At 69.8% G+C, this 19,274-nt stretch carries 17 protein-coding genes and 1 pseudogene; 5 read left to right on the top strand and 13 right to left on the bottom strand.

Going from position 1 to position 19,274, the window contains the following annotated elements:
• Window positions 1-30: 30 nt before the first annotated feature.
• The 7 genes from NBZ83_RS00795 to NBZ83_RS00765 all read right to left on the bottom strand — a co-directional run bounded on the left by NBZ83_RS00795 (window position 31) and on the right by NBZ83_RS00765 (window position 7,478).
• Window positions 31-1,185 (bottom strand): acyl-CoA dehydrogenase family protein, encoded by a 1,155-nt coding sequence (locus NBZ83_RS00795; protein WP_261566194.1) that lies wholly within the window; start codon window positions 1,183-1,185, stop codon window positions 31-33.
• 50 nt (window positions 1,186-1,235) lie between these two features.
• A complete protein-coding gene (locus NBZ83_RS00790) occupies window positions 1,236-2,612 on the bottom strand; it encodes a 3-hydroxyacyl-CoA dehydrogenase NAD-binding domain-containing protein (protein ID WP_308203754.1) in 1,377 nt (458 codons plus the stop codon).
• Window positions 2,613-2,658: 46 nt separating this feature from the next.
• On the bottom strand, window positions 2,659-4,173 hold the full coding sequence (locus tag NBZ83_RS00785; protein ID WP_261574137.1) for an aldehyde dehydrogenase family protein: 1,515 nt from the start codon (window positions 4,171-4,173) through the stop codon (window positions 2,659-2,661).
• A 31-nt stretch (window positions 4,174-4,204) separates the two neighbouring features.
• Window positions 4,205-4,756 carry a flavin reductase family protein gene (locus NBZ83_RS00780; protein WP_261574136.1) on the bottom strand — a complete coding sequence of 184 codons (552 nt, stop codon included), beginning with the start codon at window positions 4,754-4,756 and terminating at the stop codon, window positions 4,205-4,207.
• Window positions 4,753-6,372, bottom strand: coding sequence for an AMP-binding protein (locus NBZ83_RS00775; protein WP_261574135.1), 1,620 nt, complete (start codon window positions 6,370-6,372; stop codon window positions 4,753-4,755). Before NBZ83_RS00775 ends, NBZ83_RS00780 begins: the two co-directional genes overlap by 4 nt.
• A gap of 103 nt (window positions 6,373-6,475) precedes the next feature.
• Complete coding sequence (locus NBZ83_RS00770; protein ID WP_261566198.1) at window positions 6,476-6,976, bottom strand: ketosteroid isomerase-related protein; 501 nt, start codon at window positions 6,974-6,976, stop codon at window positions 6,476-6,478.
• Window positions 6,977-7,010: 34 nt separating this feature from the next.
• Complete coding sequence (locus NBZ83_RS00765) at window positions 7,011-7,478, bottom strand: ketosteroid isomerase-related protein (RefSeq protein ID WP_261558236.1); 468 nt, start codon at window positions 7,476-7,478, stop codon at window positions 7,011-7,013.
• Between the two features lie 384 nt (window positions 7,479-7,862).
• Here NBZ83_RS00765 and NBZ83_RS00760 point away from each other — a divergent pair, with 384 nt between their 5' ends.
• Entirely contained in the window at window positions 7,863-9,080 is a 1,218-nt protein-coding gene (locus tag NBZ83_RS00760; RefSeq protein ID WP_261566200.1) for an acyl-CoA dehydrogenase family protein, read from the top strand.
• A gap of 101 nt (window positions 9,081-9,181) precedes the next feature.
• Here the strand turns inward: NBZ83_RS00760 and NBZ83_RS00755 are convergent, their stop codons facing one another.
• The 4 genes from NBZ83_RS00755 to NBZ83_RS00735 all read right to left on the bottom strand — a co-directional run bounded on the left by NBZ83_RS00755 (window position 9,182) and on the right by NBZ83_RS00735 (window position 13,496).
• Window positions 9,182-10,399 (bottom strand): helix-turn-helix transcriptional regulator, encoded by a 1,218-nt coding sequence (locus NBZ83_RS00755; protein ID WP_261574134.1) that lies wholly within the window; start codon window positions 10,397-10,399, stop codon window positions 9,182-9,184.
• Window positions 10,396-11,562: a helix-turn-helix transcriptional regulator gene (locus NBZ83_RS00750; RefSeq protein ID WP_261566202.1), complete on the bottom strand. Its 1,167-nt coding sequence runs from the start codon at window positions 11,560-11,562 to the stop codon at window positions 10,396-10,398. The genes NBZ83_RS00755 and NBZ83_RS00750 overlap by 4 nt, the downstream gene beginning before the upstream one ends.
• Window positions 11,563-11,645: 83 nt before the next feature.
• Entirely contained in the window at window positions 11,646-12,161 is a 516-nt protein-coding gene (locus NBZ83_RS34195) for a zinc ribbon domain-containing protein (RefSeq protein WP_438803280.1), read from the bottom strand.
• Window positions 12,162-12,305: 144 nt separating this feature from the next.
• On the bottom strand, window positions 12,306-13,496 hold the full coding sequence (locus NBZ83_RS00735; protein WP_261574132.1) for a TetR/AcrR family transcriptional regulator: 1,191 nt from the start codon (window positions 13,494-13,496) through the stop codon (window positions 12,306-12,308).
• A gap of 156 nt (window positions 13,497-13,652) precedes the next feature.
• Between NBZ83_RS00735 and NBZ83_RS00730 the strand changes: the two genes are divergently transcribed.
• Window positions 13,653-14,687, top strand: coding sequence for a TIGR03617 family F420-dependent LLM class oxidoreductase (locus tag NBZ83_RS00730; protein WP_261574131.1), 1,035 nt, complete (start codon window positions 13,653-13,655; stop codon window positions 14,685-14,687).
• 74 nt (window positions 14,688-14,761) lie between these two features.
• On the opposite strand, the gene NBZ83_RS00725 is transcribed toward NBZ83_RS00730, so the two are convergent.
• Window positions 14,762-15,571, bottom strand: a complete 810-nt coding sequence (locus tag NBZ83_RS00725) for an enoyl-CoA hydratase/isomerase family protein (RefSeq protein ID WP_261574130.1) — start codon at window positions 15,569-15,571, stop codon at window positions 14,762-14,764.
• Window positions 15,572-15,617: 46 nt separating this feature from the next.
• Here NBZ83_RS00725 and tnpA point away from each other — a divergent pair.
• Both tnpA and NBZ83_RS00715 read left to right on the top strand, forming a co-directional pair.
• Window positions 15,618-15,878, top strand: a pseudogene (gene tnpA, locus NBZ83_RS34190) (IS200/IS605 family transposase); the annotation flags it as partial.
• A gap of 23 nt (window positions 15,879-15,901) precedes the next feature.
• Window positions 15,902-17,125 carry an RNA-guided endonuclease TnpB family protein gene (locus NBZ83_RS00715; RefSeq protein WP_261574129.1) on the top strand — a complete coding sequence of 408 codons (1,224 nt, stop codon included), beginning with the start codon at window positions 15,902-15,904 and terminating at the stop codon, window positions 17,123-17,125.
• A 75-nt stretch (window positions 17,126-17,200) separates the two neighbouring features.
• Here NBZ83_RS00715 and NBZ83_RS00710 read toward each other — a convergent pair whose 3' ends face one another.
• Window positions 17,201-18,379 carry a porin PorA family protein gene (locus tag NBZ83_RS00710; RefSeq protein WP_261566208.1) on the bottom strand — a complete coding sequence of 393 codons (1,179 nt, stop codon included), beginning with the start codon at window positions 18,377-18,379 and terminating at the stop codon, window positions 17,201-17,203.
• Window positions 18,380-18,633: 254 nt separating this feature from the next.
• On the opposite strand from NBZ83_RS00710, the gene NBZ83_RS00705 reads away from it, so the two are divergent.
• Window positions 18,634-18,993 carry a hypothetical protein gene (locus tag NBZ83_RS00705; protein ID WP_261566209.1) on the top strand — a complete coding sequence of 120 codons (360 nt, stop codon included), beginning with the start codon at window positions 18,634-18,636 and terminating at the stop codon, window positions 18,991-18,993.
• Window positions 18,994-19,274 lie beyond the last annotated feature (281 nt).

The following is a 19,274-nucleotide window of genomic DNA, read 5'->3' as shown; positions in this document are numbered from 1 at the left end:
GCCGGAGCTCCTCAGTGGGGCCGGAGCTCCTCAGTAGGACCGGGGAAGGCCGAGGGTGTGCTGCGCGACGTAGTTGAGGATCATCTCCCGGTTGACCGGGGCGATCCGCAGCGTGCGCACCATTCCCCACAGCGGTATCAGGCCGTACTCGACGGCCATCCCGTTCCCGCCGTGGGTCTGGATCGCCTGGTCCACGGCCGCGAGGGCGGCCTCCGCGGCGGCGTACTTCGCCATGTTCGACGGCTCTCCGGCGGGCAGGCCGTGGTCATGCGACCACGCGGCCTTCTGCGTCATCAGCGCGGCGAGCGACGTCTCGATCTTCGCCTTCGCCAGCGGGTGGGAGACACCCTGATGGGCGCCGATCGGGACGTCCCACACCTGCCGGTGACGCGCGTAGTCGGCGGCCTTTCCCAGCGCGTACCGGGCGATGCCGACGCAGATCGCGGCGCCGGTGATCCGTTCCGGGTTCAGGCCGTGGAACACCTGCCGCAAGCCCTCGCCCTCGACGCCGATCAGCGCGTCCGCCGGCACCCGAGCGTCGTCGAAGAACAGCGTGAACTGCTGTTCGGGCATCTGCGCGGCGACCGGCAGCGGGTGGGCGACCAGGCCCGGCGTGTCGGTCGGCACGACGAACAGCGACAGTCGCGCCCGCCCGGTGGCCTCGTCCACGCCGGTCCGGGCGACGACGAGGACGGCCGCGGCCTCGTCGAAGCCGGAGATGTAGTACTTCTGCCCGGTCAGCACCCAGTCGTCGCCGTCGCGGTCCGCCTTCGTCGCCAGCCGGTGAGTGTTCGACCCGGCGCCCGGCTCGGTGATCGCGAACACCACCTTGTGGCTGCCGTCGGCGAGGCCGGGCAGCCACCGCAGCTTCTGCTCCTCGCTACCGAAACGGGAGATGACCTCGCCGGAGATCGCGGCGGAGACCACCAGGAGCAGCAGCGGGCAGCCCGCCGCGGCGGTCTCCTCGCAGACCGCCGCGAGCTCCACGATGCCCCCGCCACCGCCGCCGTAGGCCTCGGGGAGGTTCACCCCGAGGAAACCGGCCTCCGCGAGCGCCGCCCACACCTCGCTGGTCGGCCTGTGCGCGTGCGACCGCTCGGTGTAATAGGCACCGCCGAACGGCTTCACGATCGCGGCGACCGTCTCCCGCAGAGCCGTGAGCTCCGCGTCCTCACCGAAGTCCACAACGCCTCCCAGCGATTGATCGTCTGTCGAACCGGATGCGGGCCGCGCCGCTACACATACGGCGTGCCGGTGATTGCCCGGCTTACCAGCGAGCCGGGCGGGGCGAAGCGGGCGCCGTAGCGGCCGGCCAGCTCGCGGGCTCGGGCCACGAATCCCGCCGGGCCCCTTCCGTGCTCGTCGGCGTACTGGTTGATGTACTGGAACACCCCGCCCGTCCAGGGCGGGAAGCCGATGCCGAGCAACGAGCCCACGTTCGCGTCGGGCACCGACCCGACGACGCCCTCGTCCATCGCGCGAACGGCCTCGATCGACTCGGCGAACAGCAGCCGGTCTGCAAGGTCGGCGGGGTCGGCGGAGTCGGCGGGCGAGCTGTCGCGGCCCGGCGTGCCGAACGCCGCCCGCAGGCCCGGCCACAGGCCGCCGCGCCGACCGGTGTCGTCGTACTCGTAGAAGCCGGCGCCGCCGGACCGCCCCGGCCGCCCGAACTCGTCGATCATCCGGTCGACGACCGCGTCCGCGGGATGGCCCCGCCAGACATCACCGACGGCCTCCGCCGCCGCCTGCGCCTCCTGCCGGATCTTTCGCGGCAGGGTCAGCGTCAGCTCGTCGAGAAGCGCAAGCGGTCCGGCCGGGTAGCCGACCCGCAACGCCGCGGCCTCGACACCGGCCGGGTCGATGCCGTCCCCGACCGCCGCGATCGCCTCGTTGAGGAAGGCGATGATGACGCGGCTCGTGAAGAACCCGCGGCCGTCGTTCACGACGATCGGCGTCTTGCCGATCTGCCGGACGACGTCGAACGCCTTCGCGAGCGTGGCGTCGGACGTGCTCCGCCCGCGAATGATCTCGACGAGCGGCATCCGGTCGACCGGGGAGAAGAAGTGGAGGCCGAGGAAGTCCTCGGACCGCCGGACACCCTCGGCCAGCAGGGCGATGGGCAGCGTCGAGGTGTTCGAACCGAGCACCGCGGCCGGGTCGACGATCTCCTCGATCTCCCCGAAGACCTTGTGCTTCAGCTCGACGCTTTCGAAGACGGCCTCGACGACGACGTCCACCCCGGCGAAGTCGGCGGGGTCGGCGGTCGGGTGGATCCGGTCGAGCAACGCCGCCGACGCGCCCGGCGAGGTGCGACCCCGGGCCAGCGCCTTCGCCTCCAGCCGCTCGGCGTGGGCCTTGCCGCGGCGCGCCGCGGCAAGGCTGACGTCCTTGAGCACCACCTCGATGCCGGCCTGCGCGGCCACGTAGGCGATGCCCGCGCCCATCATCCCGGCCCCGAGAACACCGAGCCTGGTGGCCTGGAACCGGTCGAACCCGGGTGGACGGCTGCCGCCGGCCCGAACGTGTCGCAGGTCGAGGAACGCCCGGATCTGGTTGCGCACGACCGGAACGGTCGTCGGACCGACGACCCGGGCGGTGCTGACGTGCTCCATCGTTGATGCGTCCCTGTCTGTCGGGGGTCAGCGGGTCGGCCGAGGGTCAGCGGGTCGGCGGCGTTCCCAGCACCAGGGCGAAGGCCGCCCGGTCCGCCAGCCCGCCGGACCGGGCGAGCGAGATGAACTTCTGCTCGGTGTAGGCGTCGAGCGCGTGGGGGCCGCCCTCACGTCCCAGGCCGCTCTGCTTGAATCCGCCGAACGGGTAGGCCGGGTGGATGACGTGCCAGTCGTTGACGTACACCATGCCGGCGTCGAGCCGGCGGGCCACAGCCAGGGCGCGCTGCTCGTCCCGGCCCCACACACCGGCCGACAGGCCGTAGTCGGTGTCGTTGGCGATGGCGACCGCCTCGTCGACGGAGTCGTACGTCAGCACGGTGAGCACCGGGCCGAAGACCTCTTCGCGGGCGATCCGCGCATCGTTGGTGACGTCGGCGACGACGGTGGGTTCGACCCAGTTCCCCACCTCGAACCCCGGTCCCTGCGGGGCGCCGCCGCCCAGGGCGATGGTGGCGCCGTCGGCGCGGGCCGACGCCAGGTAGCCCAGGATGCGGTCCCGCTGTCCGGCACTGATCACCGGGCCGACGTCGGTCGCCGGATCCAGCGGATCGCCGAGCTTGAGAGTCTTCGCCCGCTCCACCAGCCGGGAGACGAACTCGTCCTTCAGCACGCCCGGGACGAGCAGCCTGGTGCCCGCCTCGCAGGCCTGCCCGTTGTTGGCCAGGGCCGCGAACAGCGCCCCGTCGACGGCGAGCGGCAGGTCCGCGTCATCGAGGATGATGTTCGGCCCCTTGCCGCCGAGCTCCAGCGTCACCCGCTTCACCGTGTCGGCGGACGCGCTCAGGATGGCCTTGCCGACCTCGGTCGAGCCGGTGAAGGCCACCTTGCGGACGTCGGGATGGCTGCTGAGGTGGGCGCCGACCGGGTCGCCGTCGCCGGTGACGACGTTGAGCACCCCCGGGGGCAGACCGGCCGCCTCGAACTCCCTGGCGAGTTCGAGGGCCAGCAGCGGCGCGTGCTCGTCGGGCTTGAGCACGACGGTGTTCCCGGCGGCGAGCGCCGGCGCGACCTTCCAGATGATCACCAGAAGCGGGATGTTCCAGGGCACGATCGCGGCCACCACGCCGAGGGGCTCCCGGCGCAGTACTCCCGCGGCCGGAATCGGACCGATCTCGGGTCCGGCCTTCTCGAACTCGTAGGACTCCGCGAGATCGGCGAGGTAATGGAGCTGGCCGATCGACAGGCCGAGATGCAGGGCGCCGGTGACGCGGATCGTCGCGCCGTTCTCCCGGCTCTGCAGGGCCGCGAGCTCGGGCAGGCGCTGCTCGAGACGACCGGCGACCGCGTGCAGCAACGCCGAACGCTCCTGCGGCGCGGTGTGCCGCCACACGCCCGCCTCGTGCGCGGCCCTGGCCGCGGCGACCGCGCGGTCGACGTGCTCGACCCCGCCCTTCGCGACGGTCGCCACGAGTTCGTCCGTCGCGGGACTCCTGATCTCGTACCGCTCGGTGGAATCGAACCATTCCCCACCGATGAACAAGGGGTAGTGCGGTGTGGACACTTTCTCCTCCTTCTCGAAATGCGGTGGGATGTCAGTCCTGAGGCCGCAGGTGGCGGTATTCGCTGCGGTAGTACAGGAGCGGAGCGCCGCCCTCGCCGGCTCGCAGGGATTCCACGTGGCAGGTGACGATGTGATGGTCGCCGCCGTCGTGGACCTCGGCGAGGCTCGCTCCGATGTGCGCGGCGGCGCTGTCCAGCGCGGGGGCGCCGTTCGACAGCGGCGTCCACGCGACGCCGGCGAACTTGTCCGCGCCGCTGCGCGCGAATCCGTTGCTGATCTCGTGCTGGTCCGCGCTGAGGATGTTGACGCACAACCGCCCGCAGGCCGCCAGCACCGGCCAGGACGTGGACGTCCGGGCGGGACAGAACAGGATCATCGGCGGGTCGAGGGACAGGGCGGTGAACGACTGGCAGGTCAGGCCCACCGGTCGGTCCCCGGCCATCGCCGTCACGATGACGACGCCGGTGGCGAAATGCGACAGGACGTCACGGAAGGTGGCCGAGTCGACGAGCGTCGCAGACGACTCGGGCTGCTCTCCCGGCCCGGTCCGGTCGACCCGGTCCGCGGTGCTCTGCGCAGTCATCCGATCTCCCGGCTGCGTCCGGCCCAGTACGGCGCGCGAATCGCCAACTTGTCGACCTTGCCCGCGGGGTTCACCGGGAGGCTGTCGCAGAACACGATCGACTTCGGCGCCGGCACGCTGCCGAGCTCCCGTTTGACGTGGGCAATCAGGTCGCCTTCCCGCACCGTCTCGGAGGGCTTGGCGACCACGACCGCGAGCACGGCCTCGCCCCACTTCTCGTGCGGTACGCCGACCACCGCGGCCTGGGCCACCGCCGGGTGGGTCAACAGCACGTCCTCGACCTGACGTGGGAAGACGTTGAATCCACCGCTGACCACCATGTCCTTCTTGCGGTCGACGATGTAGATGAAACCGTCGGGGTCCAGGAAGCCGATGTCGCCGGTGTGCACCCAGCCGTCCCGTAACGCCTCGGCGTTGCGGGCGGGGTCGACGTAGGTCAGCATCTGCCCGAGCTGCCGCGAGCAGATCTCTCCCGGTTCGCCGACCGGGAGCGGCTGGTCGTTGTCGTCCTGGATGGTGACCTTCACGTACGGGATCGGTCGCCCGGCCGACGCCAGCCGTCGGACACCCTGCTCGGTGTCCACCCGGTGGTCCTCCTTGCGCAGACACGACACGTAGCCCGGTTCGGTCCCGGCGTAGGTCTGGACGAAGATCGGACCGAAGGTGTCGAGCGCCTCACGCAGGCGTTCCGGGGCGATCGGGGAGCCCGCATAGATCATCGTGTTCAGCGAGGAGAGGTCGAACGACGTCCGGCCGGGATGGTCGAGCAGGAGGTAGACGATCGTGGGGACCACGGCCGTGGCGGTCACCCGCTCCTCCTCGATCGTCTTGAGGAGAACGTCGACGTCGAGTCCCGGCAGCATCACGTTCACCCCGCCGCGCAGGAACGTCGGCATCACGAAGATCTGCGTGAAGTGGGTGAGGGGAGCCCCGTGCGCGAAGATCTCACCCGGCCGGATGTCGGCGATCTCGAGTCCTGCCGTGATGCTGTAGTGCGCCCAGGTGAAGTGGGAATTGACCACCCCTTTCGGTTCACCCGTGCTCCCGGAGGTGAACAGCACGTACGCGTCGTCGTCCTCGGCCGGGGATACCGACGGTGGCGAGTCCGGTTGCGAGTCGAAGAACGTCCGGTAGTCGAGAACCTCCAGGGCGTTGAGGACCGTTGTCTGCCCGGCCCCGGCCCCGGCCCCGGCATGGGTATCGGCGGCGCCCCCATGGCCACCGGCCAGGCGGATGACCCGCTTGACGTCGGGCAGACCGTCGAGCAGCTCGGTGACGACCGCGTCGAACTGGGCGTGATAGATGAGGGTGGTGGCGCCGGCCTGCCCCAGAATGGTGCGATGACCGCGGACCGCGGACCGTGTCGGCATCTGCACCAGCACCGCCCCGGCCTTCCAGATTCCGTGCTGGGTCGGAATGAACTCCAGGATGTTGGGCAGCAGCAGGCCTACCCGGTCGCCCTTCTCCACCCCCAGCACCCCGAGTCCGTTCGCCACTCGGTTGGCCCAGCTCTGCATCTGCCGGTAGGTGAGCCGACGATCATCATCGATGATCGCCGTCGAGTCCGCGTAGTACAGACACACCCGATCGAACACCTCTGGCAGGGTGCCCCACATGACTGCTGAACCTCCAGATCGAACTGCCGTCCACCGGCCCGCGGAAAACGGGACCTCACAACCGTTGCCGAACACCGACGAAGCGGCGAATACCTTCGGGGCTTCAGCCCAGGAGCGAGCCGGGGTCGAAATCGGCGTCCCAGTAGTGCGGGGTGAGGACCGGCAGGCCGAGTTCCTGGAGTACCGGGGTGTCGTTCCAGTTGGTCAGCTCACGGTCGATCCGGCCGTCGGCATCGAACTGGTGCCAGGTCTGGCCGCGGGTGGACAGCGTCCGGCCGCCGGCCGGCACTCCCCGAAAGCCCGCGAGGTGCTCACCGGTCCAACGCCAGAGGATCGTGACGGCGGGCGCCCCGTTACCCCCGGTGGTCTCGATGGCCTCAAGCACCTCGAAGCGATGGATCCCGACGCCGTTGCCGGTGTCGCCGTTCGCGTACGGGGCGAGGCGTTCGCGCAGCTCGGCCCGGCCGGTGGCGGTGTCGTAGACGTGGTCGACCGCCCGGCGGTCGTCGTAGAGCACCTCGTCCGCGTACAGGGCCACGGCGGCCTCGGTGTCCGTGGTGAGTGCCTGCGCCCAGCGCTGCGCGTGGTCGGTGGCCTTGCTCATCGACGTGTTCCCTTCACTTCGGGTCTCTGGGGCCTCAGACCGCGGCGGACGCGGGGACCGGGGCGGCGACGCCACCATGGATCGACACCGGCAGGCCCAGCGTGTGCAGCGGTGAGATCGCATCCCAGTAGGTCGACTCACGCGTGATGCGGCCGTCTGCGTCGTAGATGTGGAAGGTCTGACCGGAGGTGCTGAACGTCTTCCCGCCCGTGGGGACACCGAGGAAGGCCGCCGAGCCCGCGGGCTCCCAGGTCCAGCGGATGATCCCGCTACGGGCATCACCGATGTACTCGTCGATCCGAAACAGGTTGATCCCGATACCGTTGTCCAGATCCTTGTTCGCGTACGGCGCGAAAACTCGGTGCAGATCCTCTTTGTCGGTGATCGACTGGTCCAGGATCAGATCCTCGAAGAGGAAGTCGTCGGCGTACAGGGCGCAGACCTTCTCCGCGCTTTCACGAAACGCCTTCAACCATAGCACGGCGAACCGGTAGGACGACATTCTGGCCACGCTCCTTTGCGCCGGTGAGGAAAAGACAGTCGAGGGCCGGCGAACGGCCGGCGGGGATGGCCCAACGGTAAGGCCGGACGAGGCAGGATGCGTCATCCCCCGGGGTTAAACACCTTGCCCCTTCGGGTGAGCCCCGAGCCCTCGGGGCGCGCCCCGGCGATCGACGGAGCGGGACAAGGACCGCGCGGAACTGGGCAAGGGCCGCGCAGAGCGGGACAGGGGCAGTGCGGGGCCGGCGCCCGGCAGAGCGCCGAACCCCGACGACGTGTCACCCCATCGAAGGGTAGAAGCTCTCCCGACGGGAGATTTCAACACGGTCTGTGCGGTCTACGTTCGCCAGTAGGTGGTCATCAACAAAGAGGAGTGAACTGCGGCATGGGAAAACATGATGTGGAGATAACGCCGGCCGAACGGGCCGAGGTGCTCGAGGCGGCCCGTACGCTGGCAAAGGAGTTCGCGGTCGCTGGTCCGTCCGCCGACGCAGAAAACCGCTTTCCCACCGAACTCGTGCCGCTCTACAAGGACAGCGGCCTACCCGCGATCGCGATCCCCAAGAAGTACGGCGGCCGCGGCGCCGACATCGCGACCACGGCGGGTGTCTCCAGGGAGCTCGCGAAGGGCGACCCGGCGATCGCGCTGGCGTTCAACATGCACCAGACGATGATCGGTATCTTCCGCGGTCTGCTCGACGAGGCCACCAGGGAGCGTGTCTTCACCGAGGTCGTCCGGGAACACAAGATCATCTGTGGACCGTTCAGCGAGGACCGGGCCGGTCTGAGCGGCCTCGCCGACACGAGGGCGATTCCCGACGGGAACGGCGGCTGGCGGATCCACGGGAAGAAGACGTGGGCCACCCTCTGCCTGGGAGCCGACATCGTCGCCTTCAACGCGACGATCACGGACACCGACGGGCGGCTGCCTGAGGACTTCACCGAGCACGCGGCCCAGGAGGCCGTCTTCGTGCTGCCGATGGACAGCCCCGGGATCAGCATCGTCGAGACCTGGGACACCATGGGGATGCGGGCGACCGGCACCCACACGGTCGTCTTCGACGACGTGCCGGCACCCGCCAACTCCTACGGCGGGAACTTCCGCAACGGGTTGTTCGGCGAGTTCGAGTGGGCGTCGGTGAGCTTCGCGGCCGTGTACCTGGGCCTGGCGGAGAAGGCCTACGCCGAGACGCGGGAGATCCTGAAGAAGAAGACCCTCGGCGCGACGCTGGAGGGCAAGGACGTCGCCCTGAAGGGGATCGGCTTCGTCCAGTACGGACTCGGCAAGATGCTGGTGGACGTGGAGACCGCGGCGCGGGCGTTGGAGACAACCGGCCGGATCCTCATCGAGGGCCGCGACGCCGAGTGGGATCCGATCGCGCGCGCAGGGTTCGTCGATGTCACCAAGGTCACCGCGACGGAGACCGCGATCAGGGTGACGGACGCCGCGCTCCGGCTGGTCGGCGGGTCCTCCTTCCGGCGGGGACACGTGCTCGAACGCCTCTACCGTGACGCCCGCGGCGGCCCCTTCCATCCGCTCACCACCGATCAGGCCTATGACCTGCTCGGACGCGCCGAACTGGGGCTGCTCGGCACACCGTGAGCAACACCGGGTGCGGCCGGGGCGGCGAGCAGCGCCCGGCCGCACCCGAGGCGGCCACGGTGACCGGCAACCTCAGACACCGTCGCCCGTGCACGGCGACCTCAGACACCGTCGCCGTGCACGGCGATGCCCAGCGACCGCGCGATCGCCTGCGACCGGTTCGCGGCACCGAGCTTGCGCAGGATGTGTTTCACATGTGATTTCACGGTGTCCTCGGAGATGACCAGCGTCTCGGCGATGGCACCGTTCGTCGCTCCCACCACCATCAGCTCGAGGACCTCCGACTCGCGCGCGGTGAGCTCCCCACCAGGATGCCCGGTGGCGAGCGGATGGGGCGCAACGGGAGTCCGCGGCATGGCTCCGACGGCCGCGTGCGGCGAGAAATCGATACCCGCGTCGCAGAAGTCACTCACCGATTCGACCGCCGATGACAGGATCTCCCGAGCCTGGTCGCGCTGGGTCCGAAGGCGCTCGGCCAGGACGATCCGCTCGTACAGGTGGCTGAAACCCTCCGCGAAGGCCCAGAGGACATCCCGGTCGAAGTCGTCGACGCGCCGCGAAGCCGGATGGTGATCCGCGTGGAGGAATCCCACCACCGAGGTGCCGTGCATCAACGGGGCGACGACGTAGGAGTCCGAGCGACCCGAGTCCACGATGATCGACCGGTGTACGACGGTGTTCGCCGTGTCGTAGACGGCGACGGGCCGGCACTCGGTGAGCAGCGTCGTCTCGGGGGTGCGCCCTTCGAGCCGAATCGGCTGGTCGACCCAGCCCGCGAACCACGACTCGAACTCGTCGCCGTTGCTGAAGTACGCCATCCACGGCCGCCAGACGCCGTCGTCGACCCGGGACAGCACCGCACGGCCGAAGCCGCAGCGCCGGACCAGTTCCTCGCACGCGCGGTCCAGCAGATCCGTCGAGTGCGGCAGCACCCGCATGCGCGCGAGTCCCTCGGAGCAGGCGGCCAGTCGACGCGTGCGCCGGTCTCGTTCGTGCTGGCCGAGGTCGAAGGCGAGTTCGTGCAGGTCAAGGATGAGCAGGCAGGTCCGCAGGCCGGCCTCGTCGGCTTCGTCGGCGTGGCCGGCCATCGCGCGCAGCCGGTCGACGCAGAGCCGGGCGAGGTCCGAGACGACCCCGGTCCACGACTCCGAGGAGGCGAGGACGGTGCCGCGCGACAGCTCGATGCCGAGAGCGTCACAGACCTCGCCGTGCAGGAAGGCCAACCGATCGCCCAGTTCGCGTTCGCGCCGCCGCCAGCCCCGGTCGCCGACGGGTACCGGGAACATGCTGTGCCGGCGGTCGCCGGCCGTCACCGTCATAACGCCCGGTCCGCCGTGCGGGCGAGGTACAGATAGCGGGCAATCGCCTCGGCTCGGTTCGAGGCGCGCAGTTTGCGCAGGATGTGCTTCACGTGGGACTTCACCGTCGTCTCCGAGACTGTGAGGGCATTGGCGATCTGTGCGTTGGTCGCGCCCGCGGCCAGCAGGCGGAGCACCTCACGCTCCCGCGGAGTGAGACCGTCGGGGAGCGGAGGTGCCGCCGCGATCATGGCCGACGGCGAGGGCGAGGACCGCCCGGCCACCGTCGCGCGGCGCTGCGTGGACAGCGTGATCGTGCGTGCCAGGTGGACCGGCGCGGTACCGAGCACCTCGCTCGTGGCGCGCACGGCGCTGAACGCGTCCGCGATCCGATCGCGCTGCAGCCTCGCGCGTTCCAGCAGAACCGTCCGTTCGAGGATGAGTCCGAGACCGTCGGCGAACGTCTGGAGGTGATCCCGGTCGGCATCGGTGAGGCGGCGCCCCGAGGCGTAGGTGTCGGCATGCAGGAAGCCGAGGACGCAGCCGCCCGCGACGATCGGCGCGGCGACGTATTCCCGCGTCCCGGAGATCTCGATCAGTGGCCGGAAGACGCGACCCTCTGACTGGGCATGCCGGATCAACGCGGGCGCCCGCCGGCGGACCAGCTCGGTCTCGGGCATCGACGACGCCAGCGGTATCTCCACGTCCGTGAGGAAACGGCGCAGGGCCTCGTTCACGGGGCCGTCGACATCCGTCTCGACGTGCAGCGCGACCGGCAGCCAGGTCGAACCACGCAGGCTGGAGATCATCGCCCGGTCGAAGCCGCCGGCCGCGCACAGTGCGGCGGGGGCGGCCCGGGTGATCCGCCCGGAGCTCGTCTCCCGGCGCAGCAGGGTGAGCTGGTCCCGGATCCGGCTCAGCGCCTGGAACGGCCCTTCCACCACCCACGCGCACAGATCCGACCGCACCGCGCCGAGCTCGGCGAACAGATCGCCGATCCGGTCGAAGCGGCCCGCGCCGAGGGCGGCCCGGAGCTCGGCGTCGGCAGGCTCGGCCGCGAGCTGGTCGAGCCGGGCCGCCAGAGCCGCCGCCGGACCATCGTCGCAGGCGGGCAGCTCCGTCCCCGCCGCGGCGCGCAGCGCCGAGACCAGTTCCCGTCGTCGATCCCGAACCTCCACCTGCATCGACACGATCGAAGAGTTCGGCGCTTTGACGTCCTCCCCACCCTGAAGCTGAAGGACGGGGATTCCTACCGCGCCGCGCGGGTTCACACGGCACCTCGGTGGGTTCCTGCTTCGCAGCCAACCACCCGGGCAGGTCCGGGTCTTATATCGGCTCCACCGGCGTTTACGGTCTCCGCCTGACACGGCATCGCTGCCGCGCCTTTCCGCCCAGCAGCGACCAGGCGCTGCCCCTCGACGAGGATTTTCCGCGCGGCGTTCAGGTCCCGGTCGTGGCTGACACCGCACGCGGGACAGGTCCACGACCGGACCTTCAACGGTTTCGGGCCGTCCCGATGGCCGCAGCGCGATGGCTGCGCTCCGAGTTCACCGGCCGAGTGAACCGGTACAGCATGCGCGAGCGCTTCTGGTCGTCGTACTTCGCCGTGTCGGCTGACGGTGCCCCGCTCGCACTGTTGCGCGAATACATCGAGGGGCAGCGGTGCCCAGCAGCAACGCGCTAACCCCGCTCCGAAGGACAGAGCTTGCGCGCTACGTTTCCTGGTCAAGGCTGTACACCCTCTCGCTCCGAGAGCCGCCGCCCGCAAGCACCGTACCGTCACGGCGTGCCACCGCCTTCGCCGACGCGAAGGCCGATAGAATCCGTCAACGTGTGTCGCAGGATTTACTTATCGGACCATAAGTGACCCAGTTCACTCCGTCAAGACCGGAACGAACTTCGTCGCCCGGGTCGGGGCGGTCCGGCGTCAGCCGTGCAGAACAGCGGCCGCGACCAGCCGCACCCTGTCCACCAGGCCCGGCTGCCCACGCAGGTGCGGCGTACGCGCGACGTCGTTGATGACGGTGAGGACCGCGTGGACACGGAAGAGAACCGTGGTGCGGTCCAGCTCCGGATGTGTCGCCGCCAGCAGGCGGACCCACTCGGCGACGTAGTCGTGCTCGGCCCGCCGGATGCGGTGGCGGTACGGCTGCGGCACGTTCATCACCTCGGTGAGCAGGACGTTCACGAGGTCGGTGTGCGCCATCGCGAAGTCGATGTAGGCAGCCACCGCATTGTCCAGACCGTCCGCCGGGGTCGCGGCCGCGGCCAGGGCCCGTGACATACCCAGCTGCAGCGACTCGGTGGCGCGCGCGACGATCGCGCTCAGCAGGTCGGCCTTCGTGGCGAAGTGCCGGTAGACACCGGTGCCGGTCACTCCGACCTCCGCACCGACCTCCTCCATCGTCACCGACTGGTAGCCACGGCCCCCGAACAACCGGGCCGCGGCGGCCAGCAACGCCTCCCGGCGCGCCCGGGGCGGCAGTCCGGTCTCCCCGCCGCCCGCGACCGGCTCCGCCCGGACCCCGCAGCCGTCGATCCGCGCCTCACACACCCGCAGGGCCATGTCCCGCAGCAACGAGGCCAGCACGTCCGGGGAGGCAGCGACCCGGTGGTAGGAGGCGCTGGTGAGCACGGCGAGCAGGCACCACGACAACAGCTGCGCGTCGTCGCGGCTCAGCTCGCCGCGGGCGTCTCGCAGCGCGGCGGTCAGGTTTCCCAGAAACGCGAAGAACCGTTCCAGCATCGGCGTGCGGTACTCGGCGTGAAGATGCCGGGTCTCCCGCGTCCACAGCACCCCGAGCTCGCGCCGGTGCGCGGCGGTCTCGGCCAGGTCCCCGACCACGGCGGCGAAGCCGCCGGGCGGCTGGCGATCGATGACGATCGTAGCCCGCTCGAAACTGTCCGACAGCGCGCTGGCCAGGAGCTCCTCCTTGCTGCGGACATGGCGGTAGAGCGCACCGGGAGTGATGCCGACCGCCTTGGCGATGTCCTCGGTGCCGACGTTGTGATAACCGAAGCGATAGAACAGGTCGCTGGCCGCCGCCAGGATCTGCGCTCGACGGTCGCGCGGCCGTGGGGTCCGCCTGATCGGCGCCCGGCCGGCCCGCGCGCTCACCAGGTACTTCCTCCGGTCACGGACTTACCGCCTCCCATCGGGGGAACAGCCGGATCAGTTGACCTCGAAAGGTTACCCCTGATTTACTTCGCCCGTTCCCCGGCCCGTCCCGACAGGTCGGGAACCAAACCTGCCACGATCAGAAGGAGTCGGCACGTGCTGGTCGACGGCCATATCGGCGGATCCACCGACGGCACCCGCGGCGCGGACATCGCCGATCTCACGGCGCAGGTCGCGCACGCCGATCACCTCGGATACGACGGCGTGTGGAGCACCGAGGTCAACCGGGACCCGTTCCTCCCCCTGCTGCTGGCCGCGGACCGTTCACCCCGGCTGCACATCGGGACGGCCATCGCCGTGGCGTTCGCCCGCAACCCGATGACGACCGCCACCGTCGCCAACGACCTGCAGACCTTCAGCGCCGGCCGCTTCACGCTGGGCCTCGGTTCGCAGATCCGGCCGCACATCGAACGGCGTTTCGACATGCCCTGGTCCGCGCCCGCCGAACGGATGCGGGAGTTCGTGCTGGCCATCCGCTCCATCTGGCGGAGCTGGCACGACGACGAGCCGCTCGATTTCCACGGCGAGATCTACCGGAACACCCTGATGACGCCGATGTTCAATCCCGGGCCCAACCCGTTCGGGCCACCACCGGTGCTGATCGCCGCGGTCGGGCCGAAGATGACGTCGGTCGCGGCCGAGGTCGCCGACGGAATGCTGGTGCACTCCTTCACCAGCGAACGCTATCTGCGGGAGGTCACACTCCCCCAGCTCGCATCCGTACTCGGCGCGAACGGGAAGACCCGCGAGCGGTTCACGCTGTCCTACCCCGGCCTGGTGGCGACCGGGACCGATGACGAGGACATCGAGAAGGCGGTACGGGCGGTCCGCGAGCGCATCGCCTTCTATGCCGCGACGCCCGCCTACCGCGGCGTGCTCGAGCTGCACGGCTGGGGTGATCTGCACACGGAGCTCCACCTGCTGTCCCGGCGGAAGGACTGGGCCGCCATGACCGCGCTCGTCGACGACACCGTGCTCCACACCTTCGCCGCGGTGGGTGAACCGGCCGCGGTCGCCCGGGAGATCCGCCGTCGCTTCACCGGGCTGATCGACCGCTTCACCCTGTATCTGCCCTACGGCCTGGCCGACGAGGCGCGCTACGACCTCGTGTCCCAGCTGCGAGCGAGCTGACCCGCCCGGCCCGGCCGAGCGAGGGGGGCCGGATCGGCGTCGATCCGGCCCCCCTCGCTCGTGTCCTCCGGAGCTCAGCCCTTCGACGCGCGGCCCTTCGACGCGCGGCCCGCGGCGAGGCTCTCCCGCAGGGCCGCGATCGCCTGCGCCGTGTCCGGATGCCCCATCAGCAGTGCCTGACCACGGGCCTCCGTCTCCAGGGCCGACCACAGTGACGGCGAGTCCGTGCTGGCCTGCAGCGCCCGCTTGGACAGCTGCACACCCAGCGGGGGGTGGACGGCGATCTGGCCCGCGAGGTCGAGCGCGGTGTCGAGCAGCGAGGCGGTGGGCACGGCCCGGTTGGCAAGGCCGATGCGCACCGCCTCCTCGGCGCCGACCGGTCGCGCCGTGTACATCAGCTCGGCGGCGAGTCCTCGCCCGACGATCCGCGGCAGCAGCCAGGAGGCACCCAGATCGCCGCCCGACATGCCGATCCGGACGAACGCGGCCTGGAACAGCGCGTCGACGGCCGCGATGCGGATGTCTGCGACCAGGGCGAGGCTGACGCCGCCACCGATGGCCGGACCGCCGACGGCGGCGATCAGCGGCTGGGGCAGCGTGTGCAGGGCGTGCAGCGTCCGGTTGGCCATGTCCTGCAACGCCAGCCCGCCCGTCGGGCCGAGAGTCGCGAACTCGGCCGCGCCGTCGAGGTCATACCCGGAGCAGAATCCGCGGCCGGCTCCGGTGAGGACGACGGCCCGCACCGACGCGTCGGTGGTCAGCTCCTCGGCGACCATCCGAAGCTCATGAAGCATCCGCCGATTCAACGCGTTGAGCCGTTCGGGGCGTTCCAAGGTCACCAGGGCTACCCCGGTCCGCGGCCGTCGAACGTTAAGCGTCTCCATCAAAGACCTCCGGAGGGGACTGACGCCTTCAGGCGTCAGGGGAATTGACGTGCTCATCCGAGAGCGGTGCACCGAGTGCGACTGGCCGGTCGTCGCGTTGAGGATCGGATCGGACCATGTTCACCTGTTCGTCGAGGCTCACCCGGAGCATTCCCCGTCGTAGATCGCCAACCAGGTGATGGGCTTCACGTCCCCTGTGCTATGCGCCGAGTTTCCGCATCTGCGGTCCCGGTTGCCGACGCTGTGGTCCTGGTCGTGCTTCGTTGCCACTGTCGGCGTGGTGTCTGCTGAGGCTGTGCGACGGTAGATCGACGCGCAGAACGAGCGGCCGTGGCGCAGGGGGGTGGTCTGATGCGGCGTGCGTACAAGTTCCTGCTGCGCCCGACCGCCCGGCAGGCGGTCTGTCTTGGGGTGATGCTTGACGACCACCGCGCTTTGTATAACGCGGCGTTGCAGGAGCGGCGCGACGCCTACCGGCATCCGTCGAAGACCCGCATCCGCTATGGCGATCAGTCGGCTCAGGTGAAGGACATCCGGGCGGATGATCCTGATCAGGCCCGCTGGTCGTTCTCGTCGCAGCAGGCCACGTTGCGCCGGTTGGACAGGGCGTTCGCCGGGTTCTTCCGCCGCGTGAAGGCGGGTGGAATGCCTGGTTATCCGCGTTTCAAGGGTGCGGGCTGGTTCGACACCGTCGAGTGGCCCTCCGACGGGGACGGGTGCCGCTGGGACTCGCAGCCCGAAAACCCCACACGGACGTTCGTGCGCCTGCAGGGCATCGGCCACGTCAAGGTCCACCAGCACCGGCGGGTCCTCGGCAGGGTCAGGACGATCAGCGTCAAGCGTGAGGGCAGACGCTGGTACGTCATCCTGTCCTGCGACGACGTCCCGGCCCAGCCGCTCCCGCCCGCCGGCGCCGTGGTCGGTGTGGACGTCGGCATCGCATCGTTCCTGACGACCTCGTACGGGAAGCACGAGCCGAACCCAACGTGTTTGGACCGGTCCGCCGGCTGGCTGGCCGCCGCCCAGCGGGACCTGTCCCGCAGGAGGCGCGGCTCGGCGCGGCGCAGGAAGGCCGCCGCCCGGGTCGGGACGATCAGCCGCAGTGTCGCCCGGCAGCGGCTCGACCACGCCCACAAGACCGCCCTCGGGCTGGTCCGCGGCCATGATCTGATCGCCGTCGAGAAACTCACCATCAAGGGCATGACCCGCCGGGCCAGGCCCAGGCCCGACCCGGACACGCCGGGGGCGTTCCTGCCCAACGGGCAGGCGGCGAAGTCCGGGCTGAACAGGTCGATCCACGATGCGGGATGGGGGGTGTTCCTCGGGGTGCTGCGCGCCAAGGCTGAAAGCGCCGGACGGGTCGTCGTCGAGGTCAACGCCCGCCACACCTCCCAACGCTGCACGGCCTGCGGCCACGTCGCCGAGAAGAACCGGCCCACCCGGGCCGAGTTCGCCTGCGTGCAGTGCGGGCACACCGCGGACGCGGACGAGAACGCCGCCGTCAACATCCTTCGGGCAGGGCTTGTCCTTCAGGCTGACGCACAGGCGGCCTGAGAAGCTGACGGCTTCAACCGTCAGAGGAGTCACGAGTTCCTTTCGCCGGGACGCCGTGGGCGCCCGATGTGCGGGTCAGTCGAGAGATCGCGCGGACTGCGGCGTGGTGTGCCCGGCGTCGCCGGTCTTGCCCAACAGCTCACCGCCGCCCGCCGGCCCGGTGCCGTTCACCGGTTTCACGCCGTCCGCCGACCCCGCACCGCCGCCTGCCGGGCCGCCGGGCCCCCGCCCGCGCAGCCGCACACCTGGGAGTACGCGCAGCACACGTCGCTCGCGCAGCACGGCCAGCACGATCAACGCCACGCCGAGCACCAGCAGGACGAGCGGCGCCACGAGGCCGACGAGGATCAGCAGGATTCCCGCGGACTTCGCCTTGTCGGCGAGATCGGCGATGCTGGCGGGGGTGATGTGAAAGTCGAGGGCGACGACGGGCAGCAGGCTCACGGTCCTGCCGCCGACCGTCACGTTGACGATGACCTGCTGGGAGATGGTCTCGTCGATCGCGACCCCGGTCTGGCGATCCACATAGGCGACGATGGCGGACTTGCCGGTGTAGGTGAGCGGAATCGGGTCGGGCAGCGCGGCGACCGTCGCCGGGGTCAGGGCCGCGCGGACGTCGGCGGGCAGCAGGGGCGCCAGACTGACGACGAGGCTCTTGGGCAGGGCCGGCGGAAGGGATGCGAGCAGGTCGGGATTGCGGACCGCACCCGAGGGTGAGATCCGGTAGACGTTGACGGACCGGCCACCGCGGGTGTCATGCCCGGCGTAGGTCATCGGGACGATGGTCCGGGTGGCCGGGTCATAGTAGGTGTACGAGCTGTCACTCTTGGGGTGCAGCGGAAAGGCCGAGGTCAACGCGCCCGTCGCGGGCTCGGTCTTTCTCCCGGCGGGTGGCGTCACGCCCTTCAGCGTCGACCTGTCGACGGCATAGAGGTAGCTGCTGGGTAGATCCTGGCCGGGGGCGTGCACGGTGAGCGCGTCGGAAAGCACGGCGGTGTCCCCGGCGGTGGACAGCACCTGCACCCGGCGGTCCACCGTGATGGGCAGGTGCGAGCGTAACGCGGAACTCGCCTTTCCAGCCTGTAAGGCCTTGCTGTCGAGCAGGTTCGCGGTGCCCTGGTAATGAACGGTCAGATCGGTGTCGCCAGGCAGCCGGGTGGCGATCGGAACGAGGACGAACCGCAGGACCACCGCCGCCACCACCACCAGGATCCCCACCACCGCCCAGGCAATGGACCAACGTCGAAAGGGCACAACAGCCTCCTCAGGCCGGCCGGCGTCACAGTCGCGGGCCGTGTCCTGCACCGGATCACGGAACGCCGGGACGCCTTGAAGGTCATGGCGGCAGTCGGGTCACGGCTCCGCGGCAGCACGTTCGCCTGGCACCGGGCGTCTCCCGACGCGGGGCGAGATCACCCCACCGCGTCGCCTCCCGAGGATGCCGGACGGACGGGTTACCGACATCCCCCGAGCGAAGGCTGTCCGACCTTCGTCCGGGGGATGTCGACATGCAGGCCACCGAAGCCGCCCTGCCGGGCCTGGTCGGGCACCACCGGAGTCCCTACCGCGTGACGGCGGGTCGGGTCGCCGGCCAGGGGCGGGAGGTGCCGGCCCCGGCACGACAGCTGTCGGATCAGGTGTTTTTACCTGTGACACACCTCTCGGCCAGGTGCGACGATCACTCGCCGACAGGCCACCGCGAAGCCCGGCATCGAGATGAAAGTGGAGAAACTGTGCCCACGAACCCCCCAGAGAAGCCCGATGTTCTGTCCGAGGAGTTCGCGCAGGATCCGCACAAGTATTACAAGATCATGCGCGACCACTACCCGGTCTTACACGATATCGAAACAAACGCTGTCTGCGCATAGGAGGGTTTCCTCGATCTGCGTCCAGGTCAGTTCACCCTCATGCCTGTTCTCGGTCTTGGCTTTGCCGAATCCTTTCTCGCCGGGCCCGCCGATGTAGCCGTCGTCGTAGTATCCGCGGCGCAGCGGAATCTCGTGTTACTTCAGGCACGACAGGAGGGAGCAGTTGACCCGATACCAGGTCACGATGTCGTACCGGTGGCCATCCACGGCCAGCACGGGAGACGCGAGCAGAAAAGAGAACATGAAGAAGGTGGCCAGAAAAGCAGCCAGAAGCGGGCAGG

It is taken from the genome of Frankia gtarii (assembly GCF_025403375.1).
Classification (GTDB): domain Bacteria; phylum Actinomycetota; class Actinomycetes; order Frankiales; family Frankiaceae; genus Frankia; species Frankia gtarii.
The sequence above is the reverse complement of the archived record's forward strand: the minus strand, read 5'-3'. Positions and strand labels throughout refer to the sequence as shown.